Consider the following 15,500-nt stretch of genomic DNA (forward strand, 5'->3'; position numbering starts at 1 on the left):
CCTGTGTCGCAAAAGCGCAGGTAGGACGCATGGGAAAGGGAGCAGACGTGGCCCGGTCTGCTCCCTCTACGATTGTATTCTCATGATTTATTGGCGCGTGCGGTTGATGTCATTGCCCGCCGCAATCTGGCGTTCATAGAGATCCGGCCAGCCGATGTCTTCACGGATGCTTTCCGGCAGACTGTCCAGCGCGGCTTCCGTTGCCCGCAGACGCCGCTGGCGGACAATGGTGTTGCGCGAGGCCTCGGCGATGGATGCCACGGTCCCCGCCGTGCGGCTGACGGCGGCAAACAGGCGTTCGCTCAAGCTGGCCCTGTGTTCGATGTAATGGTCGTTGCAGACACTCATTTTCCTGCTCCTTGTCATGAAGGCAGCCGTTTTCTGCGGTCCGCCTGTTCTACGATCTTGACTATCTGCCCAAGTTGATGTTCAATCAAACGAAATTACAGAACACTATGTTTCAGAAAAATTGATCAAGGAGACGCCGCAATGTCAGCACCGATGCAGCACCCCATTCCCATCCTCGATCTCGATGTGTTGCGCACCTTTGCCATGATTGCCGAAACCGGCAGCTTTTCCAGCGCGGCCAATGCGGTGTTCCGCACGCCGTCGGCGGTCTCCATGCAGATCAAGAAACTGGAGGAGACGCTGGGGCATGTGCTGCTCGAGCGCGACGCGCGGTCGGTCAAGCTGACGCCAAGCGGCGAGCTTTTGCTCGGTTATGCCCGCCGCATGCTCGCGCTCAACCGCGAAACCGTTGCCAAGTTCATCACGCCAACGGTGTCCGGTGTGGTACGGCTGGGCGCACCCGACGATGTCGGTGAAAAGGTGCTGCCCTTCGTGCTCAAGCGCTTTGCCGAATCGCACCCGGATGTCACCGTGGATGTGGTCATCGACCAGAGCAACAGCCTGCGCAAGCGTCTCGACGAGCAAAGGCTCGACGTGACGCTGGTCAATGTCAATGAAACGCTGGCCAAGCTCGACGAGATCGAAGTTCTGATGACCGAGGATATCATCTGGGCCGGAGCGAAATGCGGCACGGCGCATGAACGCAATCCCTTGCCGCTGTCCATGTGGGAAGAGGGCTGCATCTGGCGCGCCAATGCCATCAGCGCGCTGGAAAGCGCGGGCAGGGATTATCGCGTTGCCTATATGAGCGCCCATACGATGGGGCAGCGCGCCGCCATCGTGGCCGATCTGGCCGTGGCACCGTTTTCAAAATTCCTGCTCGAGGACAACATGGTTGAACTCGGCGCAGAACACGGTCTGCCGCCGCTGGGCGAATCGAAACTCGGCATGCTGGTGGCCAAGAATGCGGGCGCACATGTCAAAGCCGTCGCCCAGCATCTCCGGGTGTATTTCGAGGGCTACGAGCGGACGGGCAAGCTTTAGGGCGGCGATATTTTCACCCCCCTCTGCCCTGCCGGGCATCTCCCCCACAAGGGGGGAGATCAGCTTTTACTACTGTTTCGATCAGTTCTGAAACATTGCAAAGTAGGCTAAAGCGTTGATGTCGATGTGATCTCCCCCCTTGTGGGGGAGATGGGCGGAAGCCCAGAGGGGGGTGTCAATTCACCCAACACCTCAACGCGTCAGGCAAAATGCTTTCAACGCTTTGACCAGCTCAACGCTGGTGCGTTTCTGCGTGGCGGTTTCGAAACCGAGCCGCTGCGCGGCGGCGCTGACCGGTTCCGCCGGGACAGCGCAGGACGAATGGATTTCCCGGAACGCAATGCGCTGCAAAAGCGCATCCGCATTGCCGATATTGACACCGGAGCCGGGCATGATCGTGATCCGCCCGGCGGCAAACGCGAACGTCGTTTCCAGATCGCCGATCCCCTGCGCCGAGGTCGGCATCCGGCCGGATGTGAGAATGCGCTCGAAACCCAGTCCGACAGCGGTTTCAACGGCTTCGCCGAGGTCGGGCACGAGATCGAAGGCCCGGTGCAGCGTCACGCCCAGCCCATCGCAATTGCGCATGAGCCGTTCCAGCGTGGCATGGTCGAGGCTGCCATTGGCGTGGTTCGCGCCGAGAACGACGCCCGCAAGGCCCGCACTGCGGATCATGTCGATTTCCCGCAGCATGGCATCGATATCGGCTTCACCGAAGACGAAATTGCCGGGGCGCGGGCGGATCATCGCATAGATCGGAATGGGTGAGGCAATTGCCTGGCCGATCAGGCCCGGCGTTGGCGTCAGGCCGCCCAGTTCCAGCGCCGAGCACAGCTCCACCCGGTCGGCGCCGCCTGTTATGGCGGCGGCAAGGCCGCTGGAATCATCGACGCAGACTTCCAGGAGAATGCCGCTCATCGTGTTTCGCCCATCAATCCGAGAACGCCTGCGCCGATCAGGCCGGGTTCGATTTTCAATTCTCCGGGAATGACCAGCGGTTTGCCGGTCTTCCACAGGATGCGCTCGCGCACCGCCCGGTCCAGCCGCTCGATCAGCGGAACGGCATTGGCGAGACCGCCGCCGACCGGCACAACCGATGCGCCGACGACATTGAGCGTCATGGCCAGCGGCCCGCTGACGATGTCGATGTAGCAGTCGATGGTGCGCTCGGCTGCCGCGTCGCCCTTGTTCCAGGCGGCGATGATTTCGGTGCTCGGCAGGTCGACGCCGTGGATATGGGCATGCAGCCGCTCCATGCCGCGCGCTGCGCCCACCGCGTCGACACAGCCCACCTGGCCGCAGCCGCAGGCATAGCGCGGAATGGCGATGGGCGGATTGCCCGCCCAGGTCGCAGAAATCGGGCCATGGCCCCATTCTCCGGCAAAACCGCCAGCGCCTTCATGGATCTTGCCGTTGATGACGAGGCCGCCGCCGACGCCGGTGCCAAGAATGATGCCGAACACCACGCGGTGGCCGCGTCCGGCGCCGACAACGGCTTCCGACAGGGCAAAGCAGTCGGCATCGTTGGCGACCAGCACCGGACGTCCGAGTTTCTCGCTGAGGTCGTTTACCAGCGGGCGGTTGTGGATGCAGGGAATATTGGCGCAGGTGATCCTGCCGCTGTCGGCATCGACCACACCGGCGATGGAAATCGAGATCAGCGATTTCGGATCGGCGCCGCCATCCGCCGCGATTTTTTCGATGGCAGCGGCAAAGGCGTCGAAATCATGCAGGGGCGTCGGCACTTTGGGCAGCGGCCGTATGTCTTCGGGCGCATAGGCCATTGCACCCTTGATGGCCGAGCCACCGATGTCAAAACAGGCAATCATGGGAAAACAGGTCCGGAATCAATCATGGTGGATGTTGATAGCGGAATTTCCCCGCGTGGCAAACTCAAGCGGCTGGATTTATTCTATTCCCGCGAGCGGCGGGCGGCCCTGTCCTCGCGCGAGCGGCGGCGCGGGGTGGCATCGCCCGTCTGGCCATCCTCGCCCACGTTCTTGCGCGGCGGCAGCGTGACGGCCAGCGACAGCTTGGGGAAGGGGTCGACCTTGTTGGGCATGGCCATGGCATAGACGAAGTGCTCCTGGAATTTTGGCTCCAGCGCCGTCTCGATCTTTTCGATGCGGGTGACCGTGTCTTCGATTTCGCGGCGGTAGTCGCGGTTGAGCAGCGCCATGCGCGCGCCCGTGCCTGCCGCATTGCCGACGGCCTTCACCTTGTCGAGGTCGCAATCGGGGATGAGCCCGAGCACCATGGCATATTTCGGGTCGATGAAGGAGCCAAAAGCCCCGGCAAAGCGGATCTGGTCGACATGGTCGATGCCCTGCTTGTCCATCAGCAGCTTGACGCCGGCATAGAGCGCGGCCTTGGCCAGCTGGATCGCCCGCACGTCGTTCTGCGTGATGATGATGGTCGGCGATCCCTCGTGCAAGAGATAGGAGAAGGTGCGGCCCGTTGGCCGGATGCGCGGTGATGTGGCGGCAAAGCTGCCATCCACCACGCCGTCTTCGGAAATGATGCCGGAAAGGTACATTTCCGCGACGACTTCGATGATGGCCGAGCCGCAGATGCCGGTGATGCCGCTGGCCTGCACCGCTTCGGCAAAGCCTGCCTCATCCGACCATTGTTCCGTGCCGATGACGCGGAAACGCGGCTCCAGCGTGACGGGATCGATGCGCACGCGCTCGATGGCGCCGGGCGCGGCGCGCTGGCCGCCGGAAATTTCAGCGCCTTCGAAGGCGGGGCCGGTCGGGGAGGAGGCGGCAACGGTGCGCTGGCGGTTGCCGAGCACGATTTCGGCATTGGTGCCGACATCGACGAGCAGCATCATTTCATCCTGCCGGTGCGGGCCTTCCGCGAGCGTCGCGGCGGCCGCATCGGCGCCGACATGACCGGCGATACAGGGCAGCATGTAGACCCGCGAGCCGGGATTCATGGCAAGGCCGATCTCGCTGGCTTTCAGGTGCACCGCGCCGGACACGGCAAGCGCAAAGGGGGCGCCGCCCAGCTCCGTGGGGTCAATGCCGAGGAAGAGGTGGTGCATGATCGGATTGCCGACAAAGACCGCATCGAGAATGTCTTCGCGCGCCACATTGCCCTCGGCGCAGACCCTGCCGATCAGCTCGTTGATGGCTTCGCGCACCGCATTGGTCATGCCTTCGCGCCCGTCCGGGTTCATCATGACGTAGGAGACGCGGCTCATCAGATCTTCGCCGAAGCGGATCTGCGGGTTGGACGTCCCGGCCGAAGCAATGGTGCGCACCGACAACAGGGACGACAGATGCATGGCAATGGTGGTGGAACCGATATCGCAGGCGATGCCATAGGCCTCGTTCTTCAGGCCCGGCCACAGGCCGATCATCACCGGCCGCGATGTTTCCTCGTCATGGTGGATGGCGGCGGTGACCGACCATTCGCCCTTGCGCAGGATCTTTTGGATCTGCGGCAGGAGATAGGCGTCCACGTCGAGATTGCGGATGCCCCATTCCTTTTCCAGCGCCGCCTTCAGGCGATCGAGATCGCCAAGCGGCTTGTGCATGTCGGGCTCTTCCACCTCGACATAGCACATGTGCACGGCGGGGTTGCGCTCGATGATGCGCGTATCGGCATCCTTGCGCACGACCTGCGCATTGACCTGGACGTCCTGCGGCACGTCGACAACGAGATCGCCGAGAATGGTGGCCGAGCAGGAAAGACGGCGCCCGTCCTTCAGGTCGCGCTTTTCGGCATAGCGCTTTTCCTTCGGGCCGAATTCGGAGATGTGGTCGTTGGAGGAAGTGATGCCGTGCTTGGCGAAGCGGCCTTCCTGCACGTCGATCTGGCAGCGCCCGCAGATGCCGCGCCCGCCGCACACGCTTTCCACATAGACACCCAGGGTTCGGGCGGCTTCCAGCACGGTCGTGCCGACCGGAAAATGCCCGCGTTTGCCCGACGGCATGAACAGGACAAGTGCGTCCTTTGCCGATGCTTCAGTGTCTTTCACGGGTGCGTCCACGATCAATGCTCCAAGACTTCAAGGCGAAGGGCATTCACGCCCGCCGCCTTTCTATGCCGAGCGGTTGGCCCGGTGCAAACAGTCAGCCTGCGGCGCCGCGCCGCGCTTCACGGCCACCGCGCCGGCGTCCGCCGCCATTGGCGTCGGCAGGTACGGAAACAGCAGGCGCTGCCCCGGCCGCGGCCGGCTGGTGGTCGCGGTATTTCTTGATCCAGTAGGTGCAGTTGGCGTCGGTGCCGTTGAGGACGTTGGCGGCGTGCACCGCTTCCATTTCCTGCGGGCGGCAGGGATTCATGATCGCCGAAGTCATGCCGGCGCCGATCACCATGGGAATGAACCCGGCATTGATGCCGTGCCGATGCGGCAGGCCGAAGGAGATGTTGGACAGACCGCAGGTGGTGTTGACCTTCAGTTCCTCGCGCAGGCGGCGCAGCAATGCGAAAACCTGGCGGCCCGCATCGCCGAGAGCGCCGATGGGCATGACCAGAGGATCGACGACGATATCATGCGCCGGAATGCCGAAATCGGCGGCGCGCTGCACGATCTTCTTGGCAACGGCGAAACGCACGTCCGGGTCCATGGAAATGCCGGTCTCGTCGTTCGAGATGGCGACGACGGGAACATTGTATTTCTTGATCAGCGGCAGGATGGCTTCAAGCTTTTCCTCCTCGCCGGTGACGGAATTGACCAGCGGGCGGCCCTTGGCCACTTTCAGCGCCGCTTCGATGGCGGCGGTGACTGAACTGTCGATGGACAGGGGAACATCGACAAGGTTCTGCACGATTTCCAGGGTCTTGACGAGAAGACCCGGTTCCGTCGCATTGGGATCGACGGCGGTGACGCCCGCATTGACGTCGAGCATGGTCGCGCCGGCGGCAACCTGTTCCAGCGCGTCCTTGATGACCGTGTCGAAATTGCCTTCGATCATCTCGGCTGCAAGCTTCTTGCGGCCGGTCGGATTGATGCGCTCGCCGATCACGCAGAAGGGCTGATCAAATCCGATGATGATTTCTCTGGTCGCCGAGGCAACGATGGTGCGGGTCATTCAGGAAATCCTTACTTGGATGCTGCGGATGCGTATTGGGCCGATGCGACGGTCCAGGAGCCGCGATCGACCAGCCATTCGGAGGACTTCTTCAGGCCGCCGAACGGGAAAATGTGGATCTGCTTGATGGCCGAGGCCGGATTGTTGATGACGTGCTGCTCGATCGGGCCGACCACGCCTTCCGGCGAATGGCTGGTGGCAAGCGCTGTCAGCGACAGGGCGTTCTTCTTCAGGAAGCTGATCGAGTTGCCGACGCCGCACATGGCGGCATATTTGATCAGCGTGGTGATCTTGGCGGGACCGGCAACGCCGAGATGCACGGGCAGATCAACGCCATGTTCGCGCAGGGATTCCGAATAGCGGATGAAACGCTCGGCATCGAAACCGAACTGCGTGACCACGCGCAGGCGGGCGCCGGTGCGTTCGCCGAAATTCTGCTTCAGGCGCAGGGCTTCCAGCGCCACGGCCTCGGAAAATTCCGGGCTGCCTTCGGGATGGCCGGCAACGCCCATCTCGGTGATGCCGTATTTGTCGAAAAAGCCGGTTTCCAGCACTTCCATGGTGGAGGAGAACTCGCCGGCCTGCCGTTCGAGGCCGCCGCCGATGACCAGAACATCGGTCACGCCGGCTTCTTCAGCGGCGCGGCGGATGCGGGTTTCCAGCGCTGCGCGAGTTCCAAGGCGGCGGGAGGCGAAATGCGGCACGGGCTTGTAGCCGAGATCATGAATGCGCTTGGCGGCAGCGGTGAGCGTGTCCACGCCATCGGTGCCCATGTCGGTGATGTAAACACGCGTCCCCTCGGGGAACAGACCCGGCAGGTCCTGTGAATCAATCGCCTGGCGCGCGGCCACTTCGATGGATGCTGCGATCTTTGTCATGGGCTTTGCTTTCAATTCATGAATTGTCATGTCCGCCTGCCTTTACCAGCGCTACAAGGCGCTCCCGATGATATTCGCTGTCGATACGGGCGAGGGCTGCATCAGCCTCCGCGTCCAGATCATCACTCACCGGCACCGGTGTTCCCCGGCGCCATTCTGCCAGATAGGCGTCCGAATCCTTGGCGCCTATGCGCATCGCACACATGTCGATGGCCTCAGTAAATCGAAGAGGAAGTTCGCGTTTTGCGGCCTGGCGTCCCTTTTTGACGGTCACCTGAGCAGGAATGTCCCGCCAATAAACGACAATAAGATCGGCCATGCACTTTATCCTCCAATGAGGACCGTTTTGCCGGAAAATCAGGGGTTAAGCTTGCTATCTCACGACGTGCGCGCCCTCAAATGCGACGTGCATCATTGTTGCTTTTGCGACAGGGATTTTAGTGGCGGTATCGCTATTCAACCCCGGACCTCCTGTGGATGCCCGAGGTGACATTGCGTGACATTGCAATGACACGTTGCCTTCAGCGCTTGAATTCCATGACGTTGAGCAGGGATTCGTAATAGGGCGCCGGGAATTCGATGCGGAAGGCATTTTTACCGGTGCGGTAGGCATAGCCAGCCTCGTCGGTTTTCGGGCCTGCGCCGTATTTCAGCGGTTTCTGATCCGCGACATAGCCGGTGCCGAGATAGGTCAGGCGGGTGTCGCTTTCGGTGTAGAACCGGCCCTTTGTGCGCTGCGAGCCCGTCACCTTTTCCAGCGCCCAGCCCGAACCGTCATCGGTGACCTTGCACTTGAACCAGCCATAGACGACGAGCGCCGGGGCCATGCCGCCAAGCTTGATCGTCCGGCACTGCCAGTTTCCGGTCATGTCGAAATCCTGGCTGAAGGGCAGGCCGGGCTGTTTCAAGAGGTTTTCGACCAGGCGCACATCGGCCGCAGTCCCGCTCGCCCTGGCCTGCGCCAAGGCTTTGGCGTTTGTCTGCTCGTACTGTTCGAGGCGCTTGCTGTCCGGCGCGGTGATGATCCTGGTGATTGCGCCATCCGCATGGGCGGCAGTCAGCATGCTCAGGCCGATCATGACGGCAAAAAGGCTTCGAGACACCATGAAACTGTCCTTTGTTTTCGATTCCGTTGACGGCAGCATGCCGATTTGGGGACAGAAAGGAAAGCGTCAGGGCGTGGCCGGTGCTGCCGCCCGTGTCAGGGCCGGGATCAGGTCGCCATAGGCGGTAAAGCGCCGCTCATAGGCAAGCCCGAGAAATTCCGCCGCCCGCTCCGCATTGGCATTGAGCTTGGGGTCGTCGGTCTGGGCGAGATAGATCATCTTGGTATAATTGCCGAAATACATGTCGCGCAGTTCCGGATGGCGGTCGAGGCCAAGCGGCTTGACCATGAAGGCCTGGAAATGCCGGGCAAGGAAATCGGTCATGAAAAACGACGTCATGTCGTCCTCCCATCGGGAGGCAAAGGCCGCGTTGCCGGCATAGAAGGAGAAGCAATGCGGCCCTTCGATGCGCTCCACGCCATGCTTGGCGCAGACCTGGTCGAGCAGGCCGCCGGTGCCGCAATCGGCATAGCCGACGAAGATGCGCTTGATGCCTTCAGCCTTGGCCCGTACAATGGCCCGGTCAACCGATGGGGCGATCTTCTGGGGGTAATGGTGATAGACGGCGGGCAGGCATTTCAGCTCGATATGATCAAGGCCGAACTGTTCACGGATAGCCAGTATTTCACGGGCAATCATGCCGCAGGCGATCACCCGGATCTTTTCCGGCGTATTCTTCGAGTTCCGGCTCATATTCATGGAACTGATTTCGCTCCATCGCGTTATGCGAATGTTGATTAAATTCTATCAGAACGGGAGACACTGTCTATGAAACTATCACGCGTTGTGCCCATTGCCGCTGTCCTGGCTGTCGTCGCTCTTGCGGGCTGCGCCAACACCATCCGTGGCATGGGTGCCGATACAGCCAATACGGTGAATGCGACCCAGTCCGCTGGTCACAAGGTGGCACGGGCTGCCAAGTAATTTCCCGGCTTGGCATTTTTGGGCCGCAACCGGCCCATTTCAGCAAACATATATTTGAAAAACGGCCGCATTTGGATGCGGCCGTTTTGTTTTGGTTCAGGCGCCGGACATCTGGTTGTGCTTGCGCTTCATGTAGTCCTTGGCGGTTTCCACCGCGACGGCCGCGTCGCGGCAATAGGCATCGGCGCCGACGGCCTTGCCGAATTCCTCGTTGAGCGGCGCGCCGCCGACAAGCACGATGTAATCGTCGCGAATGCCCTTTTCCTTCATCGTGTCGATGACGACCTTCATGTAGGGCATCGTCGTCGTCAGCAGGGCGGACATGCCGAGAATGTCGGGCTTGTGCTCTTCGATGGCGGCCAGATAGTTTTCAACCGGGTTGTTGATGCCGAGATCGATGACGTCGAAGCCCGCGCCTTCCATCATCATGCCGACGAGATTCTTGCCGATGTCGTGAATGTCGCCCTTCACCGTGCCGATGACGAGTTTGCCCTGTTTCGGCGCACCGGTGGCGGCGAGGAGCGGGCGCAAAATGAACATGCCGGCTTTCATCGCATTGGCCGACAAGAGGACTTCCGGCACGAAGAGGATGCCGTCGCGGAAATCCTCGCCGACAATGCGCATGCCTTCAACCAGCGCTTCGGTCAGCACCTTGTAGGGCGCCCAGCCGCGCTCGAGCAGGATGTTGGTGCCTTCCTCGATTTCTTCCTTCAATCCGTCATAGAGATCGTCGTGCATTTGTTCGACGAGTTCGTCGTCCGAAAGCTCCGAAAGAATGATTTCATCGTCGGCCATGGGTGCTCTTCCTCTCAAGCGTTATGCACAGCTTTGTACCGGTACTGGCATTCCCTTAACATATCGGGCAAGTTGCTGAAAACGCATTGCTTAAATGCGACCTCGTAAATGACGAAAACGACTGTCTGTTTGTCTTCCATGCGCCATTGTTTGACGCACACGGGAACGCCCCGATACGTGTCGCGGGTAGGATTTGATCGTTGAGGTCATGACCGAAGAACCAATCCGCGCATCAAGCGCCTGGAGAGAGAAAATGAATCAGGAAACGCCAGTCGACGCACCCGTGGACACTGCAGAAGGCGGCGGACGCCGCGGACGCGGTGCTGGTGCGGGCGCTGCCGCCCGCCGCGCCGCCCGTTCCGGCGGCGGCCCCGGCAAGTCGCTCACCTTTATCACCCGCAAGATTCGCGAATATGAAGTGCTGGATGAGGAAGGGCTGGCGTTGATCGAAGCCAATGCCGATACCGTTCTCGAAGAGGTCGGTATCGAGTTCCGCGATGATGCGGAAGCCCTGCAGCTCTGGCGCGAAGCCGGCGCCGACGTCAAAGGCGAACGGGTGCATTTCCCCAAGGGGCTTCCGCGGTCGCTTTTGAAGACAGCGCCCTCGATCTACACCCAGCATGCCCGCAATCCCGAACGGTCTGTCCAGATCGGCGGCAAGGCCACGGTGTTCGCGCCGGTGTACGGGCCGCCCTTCGTGCGTGATCTGGAAGGCAACCGCCGCTATGCGACCATCGAGGACTTCAACAATTTCGTGAAGCTTGCCTATATGGCGCCGTCGATCCACCACTCCGGCGGCACCGTGTGCGAGCCGGTCGACGTGCCCGTCAACAAGCGCCATCTCGACATGGTCTATGCGCATATCAAATATTCCGACAAGCCGTTCATGGGCTCGGTCACCGCGCCCGAGCGGGCGGAAGACACGATTGCCATGTGCAAGCTCGTCTTCGGCGAGGACTATCTCGACCAGAACACGGTCCTGACCAGCCTGATCAATGCCAACTCCCCCATGGTCTTCGATGAAACCATGGTCGGCGCGCTGAAGGTCTATGCCCGCAACAACCAGGCCTGCATCGTCACGCCGTTCATTCTTGCCGGCGCCATGAGCCCGGTGACCGTTGCCGGTACGCTGACGCAGGTTCTGGCTGAGGTACTGGCCGGTGCCTCCTTCACCCAGCTGATCCGTCCGGGCGCTCCGGTCATTTTCGGCACCTTCGCCTCGTCGATCTCGATGCAGTCGGGTGCGCCGACATTCGGCACGCCGGAACCCTCGCTGGTCTCCTACGGCGCGGCACAGCTGGCGCGCCGTCTCGGGCTGCCGTTCCGCACCGGCGGTTCGCTCTGCGCCTCAAAAGTTTCCGATGCACAGGCGGCCTATGAAAGCGCCAATACACTGAACTCGACGCTGCTGGCCGGGACAAACTTCGTGCTGCATTCGGCCGGCTGGCTCGAGGGCGGTCTCGTCTCTTCCTATGAAAAGTTCATGATGGACATCGACCAACTCGGCATGGCGCAGAAATTCGCCGAGGGCGTCGATCTCTCGGAGAACGGCCAGGCGATGGATGCCATCCGCCAGGTGGGGCCGGGCAGCCACTATCTCGGCTGCGACCACACGCAGGCGAATTTCCAGACGGCGTTCTACCGCTCCAACATTGCCGACAACAATTCCTACGAACAGTGGCTGGCCGAAGGCGAAAAACGTGCCGACCAGCGCGGCAACGAGCTGGCACGGCGCTGGCTCGAAAGCTACGAGGCGCCGTATCTCGATCCGGCCATCGACGAATCGCTGAAGGAATTCATCGCCAAGAAGAAGGCGTCGATGCCCGACGCATTCACCTGAAAGAAGCCCGAGGACGGCCGGGCTAAAGTGGCCAGTCTGATCCATCAGGAAGTCTGGGCCTCTGCTGTGAAGGGTCCAGGCCCCGGATGATTGTTGCCGATCCGCTCCTTGACCAGATCACCGCCGCGCTGGAACCGCATGGTCTCGTTCCGCGCGGCGGTTTCGTGTTTGGACCCGGCGAGGCAGCGCCTTGCCTGCGCCACGATGCTGCAGCGCGCAGCATCGTTCTCGCTGGCCATTTCGGTTCATCGATCTGGCCGCATTTTACACGGTGGCGGCAGGCACACAGCGGTCAGCCCGATCTGCTGGATGCATGGTCCAAGGCGGTGCTGACGCAGGTTGCGGACAAACTCGGCGGGCAGGCGGTGTTTCCGTCGGACAAGCCCTATCTGCCTTTCCAGCAATGGGCAAAGCGGGCGGAAAGTCTGTCTGCTTCGCCGCTGGGGCTGCTGATTCATCCCGAATATGGTCTCTGGCAGGCGTTTCGCGGCGCGCTGCTGTTTGACAGGGCAATCGGTTTTCCCGCTGTTCCCCTGAACAATCATCCCTGCGATAGCTGCATCGACAAGCCCTGCCTGCATGCCTGTCCGGTCGATGCTTTCGACGGGACCGGCTTTGCTGTCGGGCGGTGCCGGGGGCATCTTGCGGTGCCGGAAGGCGCACTTTGCAGGGATGGCGGCTGTCTTGCCCGGCTGGCCTGTCCCATCGGGCGCGAACACGCCTATACCCCGGAACAGCAGCGCTTTCACATGGCGGCATTCGCCTCTGCCTGACGTCAGCCAAAAAATATTTTGATTGATTGCATTTTTTCACCCAAGGATTGACGCCGTCGCATCGTCAAAGCTGCGATGAACAGGGTGACAGGCATTTTGGACACTTCCCGTTTGACGGATGACATGGCGGATGTTTCAACCCTTGTGGCGCAGGCGCGCGCGGGGGATCGCAGCGCATTCGGGCTTCTGATCGAGCAGAATTACGACTTCATCCACCGCATTGCTTGGCGCTGGTCGGGCAACCGCAACGATGCGGAGGATATCGCCCAGGATGTCTGCATCAAGCTTGGCAGTGCCATCCGCCAGTGGCGCGGCGAGGGGCTGCTGCGGACCTGGCTCTACCGGATGACGCTGAATGCCGCGCGTGATCACCTGCGCCGCCATGCGCGGGAAAAGCACAAGGCCGAAGCCTATCACCGCGAACTGCTCAACGATGCCCCGGTTGCCGATGGCGCGGATGCCGAGGCCGGTGTCAGCGCGCTGTGGGCGGCGGTCAAGACATTGCCTGACAAGACCGCGGACGCCGTCCTGCTGGTCTATGGGGAGGGCTTGAATCATGCGCATGCAGCCCAAGTGCTCGATTGCGCCGAAGCCACGGTTTCGTGGCACATCCACGATGCCAAGAAACGGCTGAAGCGCATCCTGCGCGCGCCGGAGGGCTTTTGACATGACCGACGATCAAGACTTGAACCAGCTCGGCCGCATGACGCCGCCACCGCCATCCGATGCGGCCAAGCGCGCCGCGCTGCAGGCGGCCATGCGGGCGTTCGACACTGCCGATGCAAAAAATACCGCCGTGCAGACCCAAGGAAGCGGATTCATCCGGCGTCTCAGTTCCATCGCAACCCAATTGTGGAGTGAAACGATGGAAAAGAAATTGCTGTTGTCGACATCGGCCCTCGGCGGCCTGCTGATCCTGCCGATTGCGGGGTATGTCTCCTGGAACATGATGCACGACCCGCGCATGCTGGCGGGGGATCAGCAGGCTCCCGTCACGATAGAAGCGCAGCCGCCGCAGGTTGACGAGCCGAAGCCCGTGCAGCCGCAGCCCGTGCCAACGGTTGAACCGGCGGCGCCGAGCCCGTTGCCTGTCAAGCGGGCGCCGCTTGCCGGGCAGGTTGAAGCGCTCAGCAGTTCGAAAACCATCGGGCAGGCGGCGGAAAAGCCCGTTCCCGCGGCCCCCATGCCCGCGCCTGCCGTGGAAATGGCGCAGGACAGCCTCGCTGCACCGGCTCCCATGGCCAATCAAAGTTTCACCAGGCTCGATAGCGAGGCCGCCATTGCGCCGCAGCAACCCTCGGGCGACCGGGTCCAGCGGTTCGATACCAATCCCGTCAAGCGTGTGGCCGATGATCCGGTGTCGACCTTCTCGATCGATGTGGACACGGCCTCCTACGCCATGGTGCGCCGTTCGCTGAAGGACGGTGCCTTGCCCGATCCCGACAGCGTGCGTGTCGAGGAGATGATCAATTATTTCCCCTATGACTGGAAAGGGCCGCAGAGCCGCGAGACGCCGTTCAACACCACGATCACCGTAACGCCCACCCCGTGGAACCAGAACACCAAGCTGATGCATATCGGCATCAAGGGCTATGACGTCATCCCGGCGGAAAAGCCGCGCGCCAATCTGGTGTTCCTGATCGATGTCTCGGGATCGATGGATGAGCCGGACAAGCTGCCGCTGCTGAAATCCGCCTTCCACATGCTGGTGGGCAAGCTCGACCCGAAGGACAAGGTGTCGATCGTCACCTATGCGGGCAATGCCGGAACCGTACTGGAACCGACGGAGGTGAAGGACAAGGCAAAAATCTTTGACGCATTGAACCGGCTGGAGGCGGGCGGGTCGACGGCGGGCGAAGCGGGTATCAAGGAGGCCTATCGCCTCGCCAAGGCCAATTTCGTCAAGGACGGCGTCAACCGCGTGATGCTGGCCACCGACGGCGATTTCAACGTCGGCCAGTCCAGCGACGATGAGCTGAAGACACTGATCGAGGATGAGCGCAAATCCGGCGTGTTCCTGTCGGTCTTCGGGTTCGGCGAGGGCAATTACAACGATGAGATGATGCAGGTTCTGGCGCAGAACGGCAATGGCACCGCCGCCTATATCGATACGCTGGCCGAAGCGGAAAAGACGCTGGTGCAGGAAGCAACCTCGACGCTGTTTCCGATTGCCAAGGATGTGAAAATCCAGGTCGAGTTCAATCCGGCTGTGGTGGCGGAATACCGGCTGATTGGCTACGAAACCCGTGCCCTCAAGCGCGAGGATTTCAACAATGACCGCATCGATGCCGGTGAAATCGGTTCGGGACATACGGTGACGGCCATTTACGAGATTACGCCGAAGAACAGTCCGGCCGTGCTGACCGATGACCTGCGCTACGCCAAGCCCAACGCAGCAACTGCCGATGCGAAAGCGGGATCGGATGAATATGCCTTCTTCAAGATCCGCTACAAGCTGCCGAACGAAGATGTGAGCAAGCTGATCACGACGCCGGTGACCAAGGCCAATGAGGTTTCGGCAGCCGCATCGGATGATGTGCGGTTCTCGACGGCCGTTGCCGCCTTCGGTCAAAAGCTGCGCGGGACGGACAGTCTGGCGACCTACAGCTATGCCGACATTGCCAGGCTCGGCGCGGGATCGCGCGGCGACGATGCTTTTGGCTATCGCAGCGAATTCCTGTCGCTGGTGCGGCTGGCCGATGCGCTGGAAGCTAAGAAATAAGGTAGTTGCATGGTTGAAAAGCAAATGG

The 15,500-nt window shown here is 61.4% G+C and carries 16 protein-coding genes; 6 read left to right on the forward strand and 10 right to left on the reverse strand.

All coding sequences use genetic code 11. The annotated features are described in order from the left end of the window. Positions 1-87: 87 nt before the first annotated feature. A complete protein-coding gene (locus C5750_RS02540; RefSeq protein ID WP_105732280.1) occupies positions 88-348 on the reverse strand; it encodes a hypothetical protein in 261 nt (86 codons plus the stop codon). A 141-nt stretch (positions 349-489) separates the two neighbouring features. Here C5750_RS02540 and C5750_RS02545 point away from each other — a divergent pair, with 141 nt between their 5' ends. Continuing rightward, positions 490-1,392, forward strand: coding sequence for a LysR family transcriptional regulator (locus tag C5750_RS02545; protein ID WP_105732281.1), 903 nt, complete (start codon positions 490-492; stop codon positions 1,390-1,392). 192 nt (positions 1,393-1,584) lie between these two features. On the opposite strand, the gene C5750_RS02555 is transcribed toward C5750_RS02545, so the two are convergent. The 8 genes from C5750_RS02555 to C5750_RS02590 all read right to left on the reverse strand — a co-directional run bounded on the left by C5750_RS02555 (position 1,585) and on the right by C5750_RS02590 (position 9,117). Continuing rightward, positions 1,585-2,310 carry a copper homeostasis protein CutC gene (locus tag C5750_RS02555; RefSeq protein ID WP_105732282.1) on the reverse strand — a complete coding sequence of 242 codons (726 nt, stop codon included), beginning with the start codon at positions 2,308-2,310 and terminating at the stop codon, positions 1,585-1,587. Next, complete coding sequence (locus tag C5750_RS02560) at positions 2,307-3,221, reverse strand: ROK family protein (RefSeq protein ID WP_105732283.1); 915 nt, start codon at positions 3,219-3,221, stop codon at positions 2,307-2,309. Before C5750_RS02560 ends, C5750_RS02555 begins: the two co-directional genes overlap by 4 nt. A gap of 83 nt (positions 3,222-3,304) precedes the next feature. Next, positions 3,305-5,332, reverse strand: coding sequence for an ASKHA domain-containing protein (locus C5750_RS02565; RefSeq protein WP_245421007.1), 2,028 nt, complete (start codon positions 5,330-5,332; stop codon positions 3,305-3,307). 139 nt (positions 5,333-5,471) lie between these two features. After that, entirely contained in the window at positions 5,472-6,434 is a 963-nt protein-coding gene (locus C5750_RS02570) for a methyltetrahydrofolate cobalamin methyltransferase (protein ID WP_105732285.1), read from the reverse strand. 11 nt (positions 6,435-6,445) lie between these two features. After that, the gene (locus C5750_RS02575; protein WP_105732286.1) at positions 6,446-7,312 is read right to left on the reverse strand and encodes a methylenetetrahydrofolate reductase; all 867 of its coding nucleotides are present in this window, start codon (positions 7,310-7,312) and stop codon (positions 6,446-6,448) included. A gap of 16 nt (positions 7,313-7,328) precedes the next feature. Beyond that, positions 7,329-7,631 carry a virulence factor gene (locus C5750_RS02580; RefSeq protein WP_105732287.1) on the reverse strand — a complete coding sequence of 101 codons (303 nt, stop codon included), beginning with the start codon at positions 7,629-7,631 and terminating at the stop codon, positions 7,329-7,331. Positions 7,632-7,833: 202 nt separating this feature from the next. Then, positions 7,834-8,418 (reverse strand): DUF4893 domain-containing protein, encoded by a 585-nt coding sequence (locus C5750_RS02585; protein ID WP_105733077.1) that lies wholly within the window; start codon positions 8,416-8,418, stop codon positions 7,834-7,836. 66 nt (positions 8,419-8,484) lie between these two features. Continuing rightward, positions 8,485-9,117 (reverse strand): DUF1638 domain-containing protein, encoded by a 633-nt coding sequence (locus C5750_RS02590; RefSeq protein WP_105732288.1) that lies wholly within the window; start codon positions 9,115-9,117, stop codon positions 8,485-8,487. A 69-nt stretch (positions 9,118-9,186) separates the two neighbouring features. Here C5750_RS02590 and C5750_RS02595 point away from each other — a divergent pair, with 69 nt between their 5' ends. Further along, positions 9,187-9,342: an entericidin domain-containing protein gene (locus C5750_RS02595; protein WP_105732289.1), complete on the forward strand. Its 156-nt coding sequence runs from the start codon at positions 9,187-9,189 to the stop codon at positions 9,340-9,342. Positions 9,343-9,438: 96 nt separating this feature from the next. Here C5750_RS02595 and C5750_RS02600 read toward each other — a convergent pair whose 3' ends face one another. Continuing rightward, positions 9,439-10,137, reverse strand: coding sequence for a corrinoid protein (locus C5750_RS02600; protein WP_105732290.1), 699 nt, complete (start codon positions 10,135-10,137; stop codon positions 9,439-9,441). A 253-nt stretch (positions 10,138-10,390) separates the two neighbouring features. On the opposite strand from C5750_RS02600, the gene C5750_RS02605 reads away from it, so the two are divergent. From C5750_RS02605 to C5750_RS02620, 4 genes are all read left to right on the forward strand, one after another. Beyond that, positions 10,391-11,977, forward strand: a complete 1,587-nt coding sequence (locus tag C5750_RS02605; RefSeq protein ID WP_105732291.1) for a trimethylamine methyltransferase family protein — start codon at positions 10,391-10,393, stop codon at positions 11,975-11,977. An 86-nt stretch (positions 11,978-12,063) separates the two neighbouring features. Beyond that, positions 12,064-12,750: a 4Fe-4S dicluster domain-containing protein gene (locus C5750_RS02610; RefSeq protein WP_105732292.1), complete on the forward strand. Its 687-nt coding sequence runs from the start codon at positions 12,064-12,066 to the stop codon at positions 12,748-12,750. Between the two features lie 123 nt (positions 12,751-12,873). Continuing rightward, positions 12,874-13,416, forward strand: coding sequence for an RNA polymerase sigma factor (locus C5750_RS02615; protein WP_105733078.1), 543 nt, complete (start codon positions 12,874-12,876; stop codon positions 13,414-13,416). A gap of 1 nt (position 13,417) precedes the next feature. Next, entirely contained in the window at positions 13,418-15,472 is a 2,055-nt protein-coding gene (locus C5750_RS02620; protein ID WP_105732293.1) for a vWA domain-containing protein, read from the forward strand. The last annotated feature ends 28 nt before the right edge of the window (positions 15,473-15,500 follow it).

The organism is Phyllobacterium myrsinacearum, assembly GCF_002980555.1.
In the GTDB taxonomy this organism is placed as follows: domain Bacteria; phylum Pseudomonadota; class Alphaproteobacteria; order Rhizobiales; family Rhizobiaceae; genus Phyllobacterium; species Phyllobacterium myrsinacearum.

Coding starts and splice junctions, on each gene's coding strand:
- C5750_RS02540 (WP_105732280.1), bottom strand. CDS start 348: ATGAGTGTCTGCAACGACCATTACATCGAACACAGGGCCAGCTTGAGC.
- C5750_RS02545 (WP_105732281.1), top strand. CDS start 490: ATGTCAGCACCGATGCAGCACCCCATTCCCATCCTCGATCTCGATGTG.
- C5750_RS02555 (WP_105732282.1), bottom strand. CDS start 2,310: ATGAGCGGCATTCTCCTGGAAGTCTGCGTCGATGATTCCAGCGGCCTT.
- C5750_RS02560 (WP_105732283.1), bottom strand. CDS start 3,221: ATGATTGCCTGTTTTGACATCGGTGGCTCGGCCATCAAGGGTGCAATG.
- C5750_RS02565 (WP_245421007.1), bottom strand. CDS start 5,332: ATGCCGTCGGGCAAACGCGGGCATTTTCCGGTCGGCACGACCGTGCTG.
- C5750_RS02570 (WP_105732285.1), bottom strand. CDS start 6,434: ATGACCCGCACCATCGTTGCCTCGGCGACCAGAGAAATCATCATCGGA.
- C5750_RS02575 (WP_105732286.1), bottom strand. CDS start 7,312: ATGACAAAGATCGCAGCATCCATCGAAGTGGCCGCGCGCCAGGCGATT.
- C5750_RS02580 (WP_105732287.1), bottom strand. CDS start 7,631: ATGGCCGATCTTATTGTCGTTTATTGGCGGGACATTCCTGCTCAGGTG.
- C5750_RS02585 (WP_105733077.1), bottom strand. CDS start 8,418: ATGGTGTCTCGAAGCCTTTTTGCCGTCATGATCGGCCTGAGCATGCTG.
- C5750_RS02590 (WP_105732288.1), bottom strand. CDS start 9,117: ATGAATATGAGCCGGAACTCGAAGAATACGCCGGAAAAGATCCGGGTG.
- C5750_RS02595 (WP_105732289.1), top strand. CDS start 9,187: ATGAAACTATCACGCGTTGTGCCCATTGCCGCTGTCCTGGCTGTCGTC.
- C5750_RS02600 (WP_105732290.1), bottom strand. CDS start 10,137: ATGGCCGACGATGAAATCATTCTTTCGGAGCTTTCGGACGACGAACTC.
- C5750_RS02605 (WP_105732291.1), top strand. CDS start 10,391: ATGAATCAGGAAACGCCAGTCGACGCACCCGTGGACACTGCAGAAGGC.
- C5750_RS02610 (WP_105732292.1), top strand. CDS start 12,064: ATGATTGTTGCCGATCCGCTCCTTGACCAGATCACCGCCGCGCTGGAA.
- C5750_RS02615 (WP_105733078.1), top strand. CDS start 12,874: ATGGCGGATGTTTCAACCCTTGTGGCGCAGGCGCGCGCGGGGGATCGC.
- C5750_RS02620 (WP_105732293.1), top strand. CDS start 13,418: ATGACCGACGATCAAGACTTGAACCAGCTCGGCCGCATGACGCCGCCA.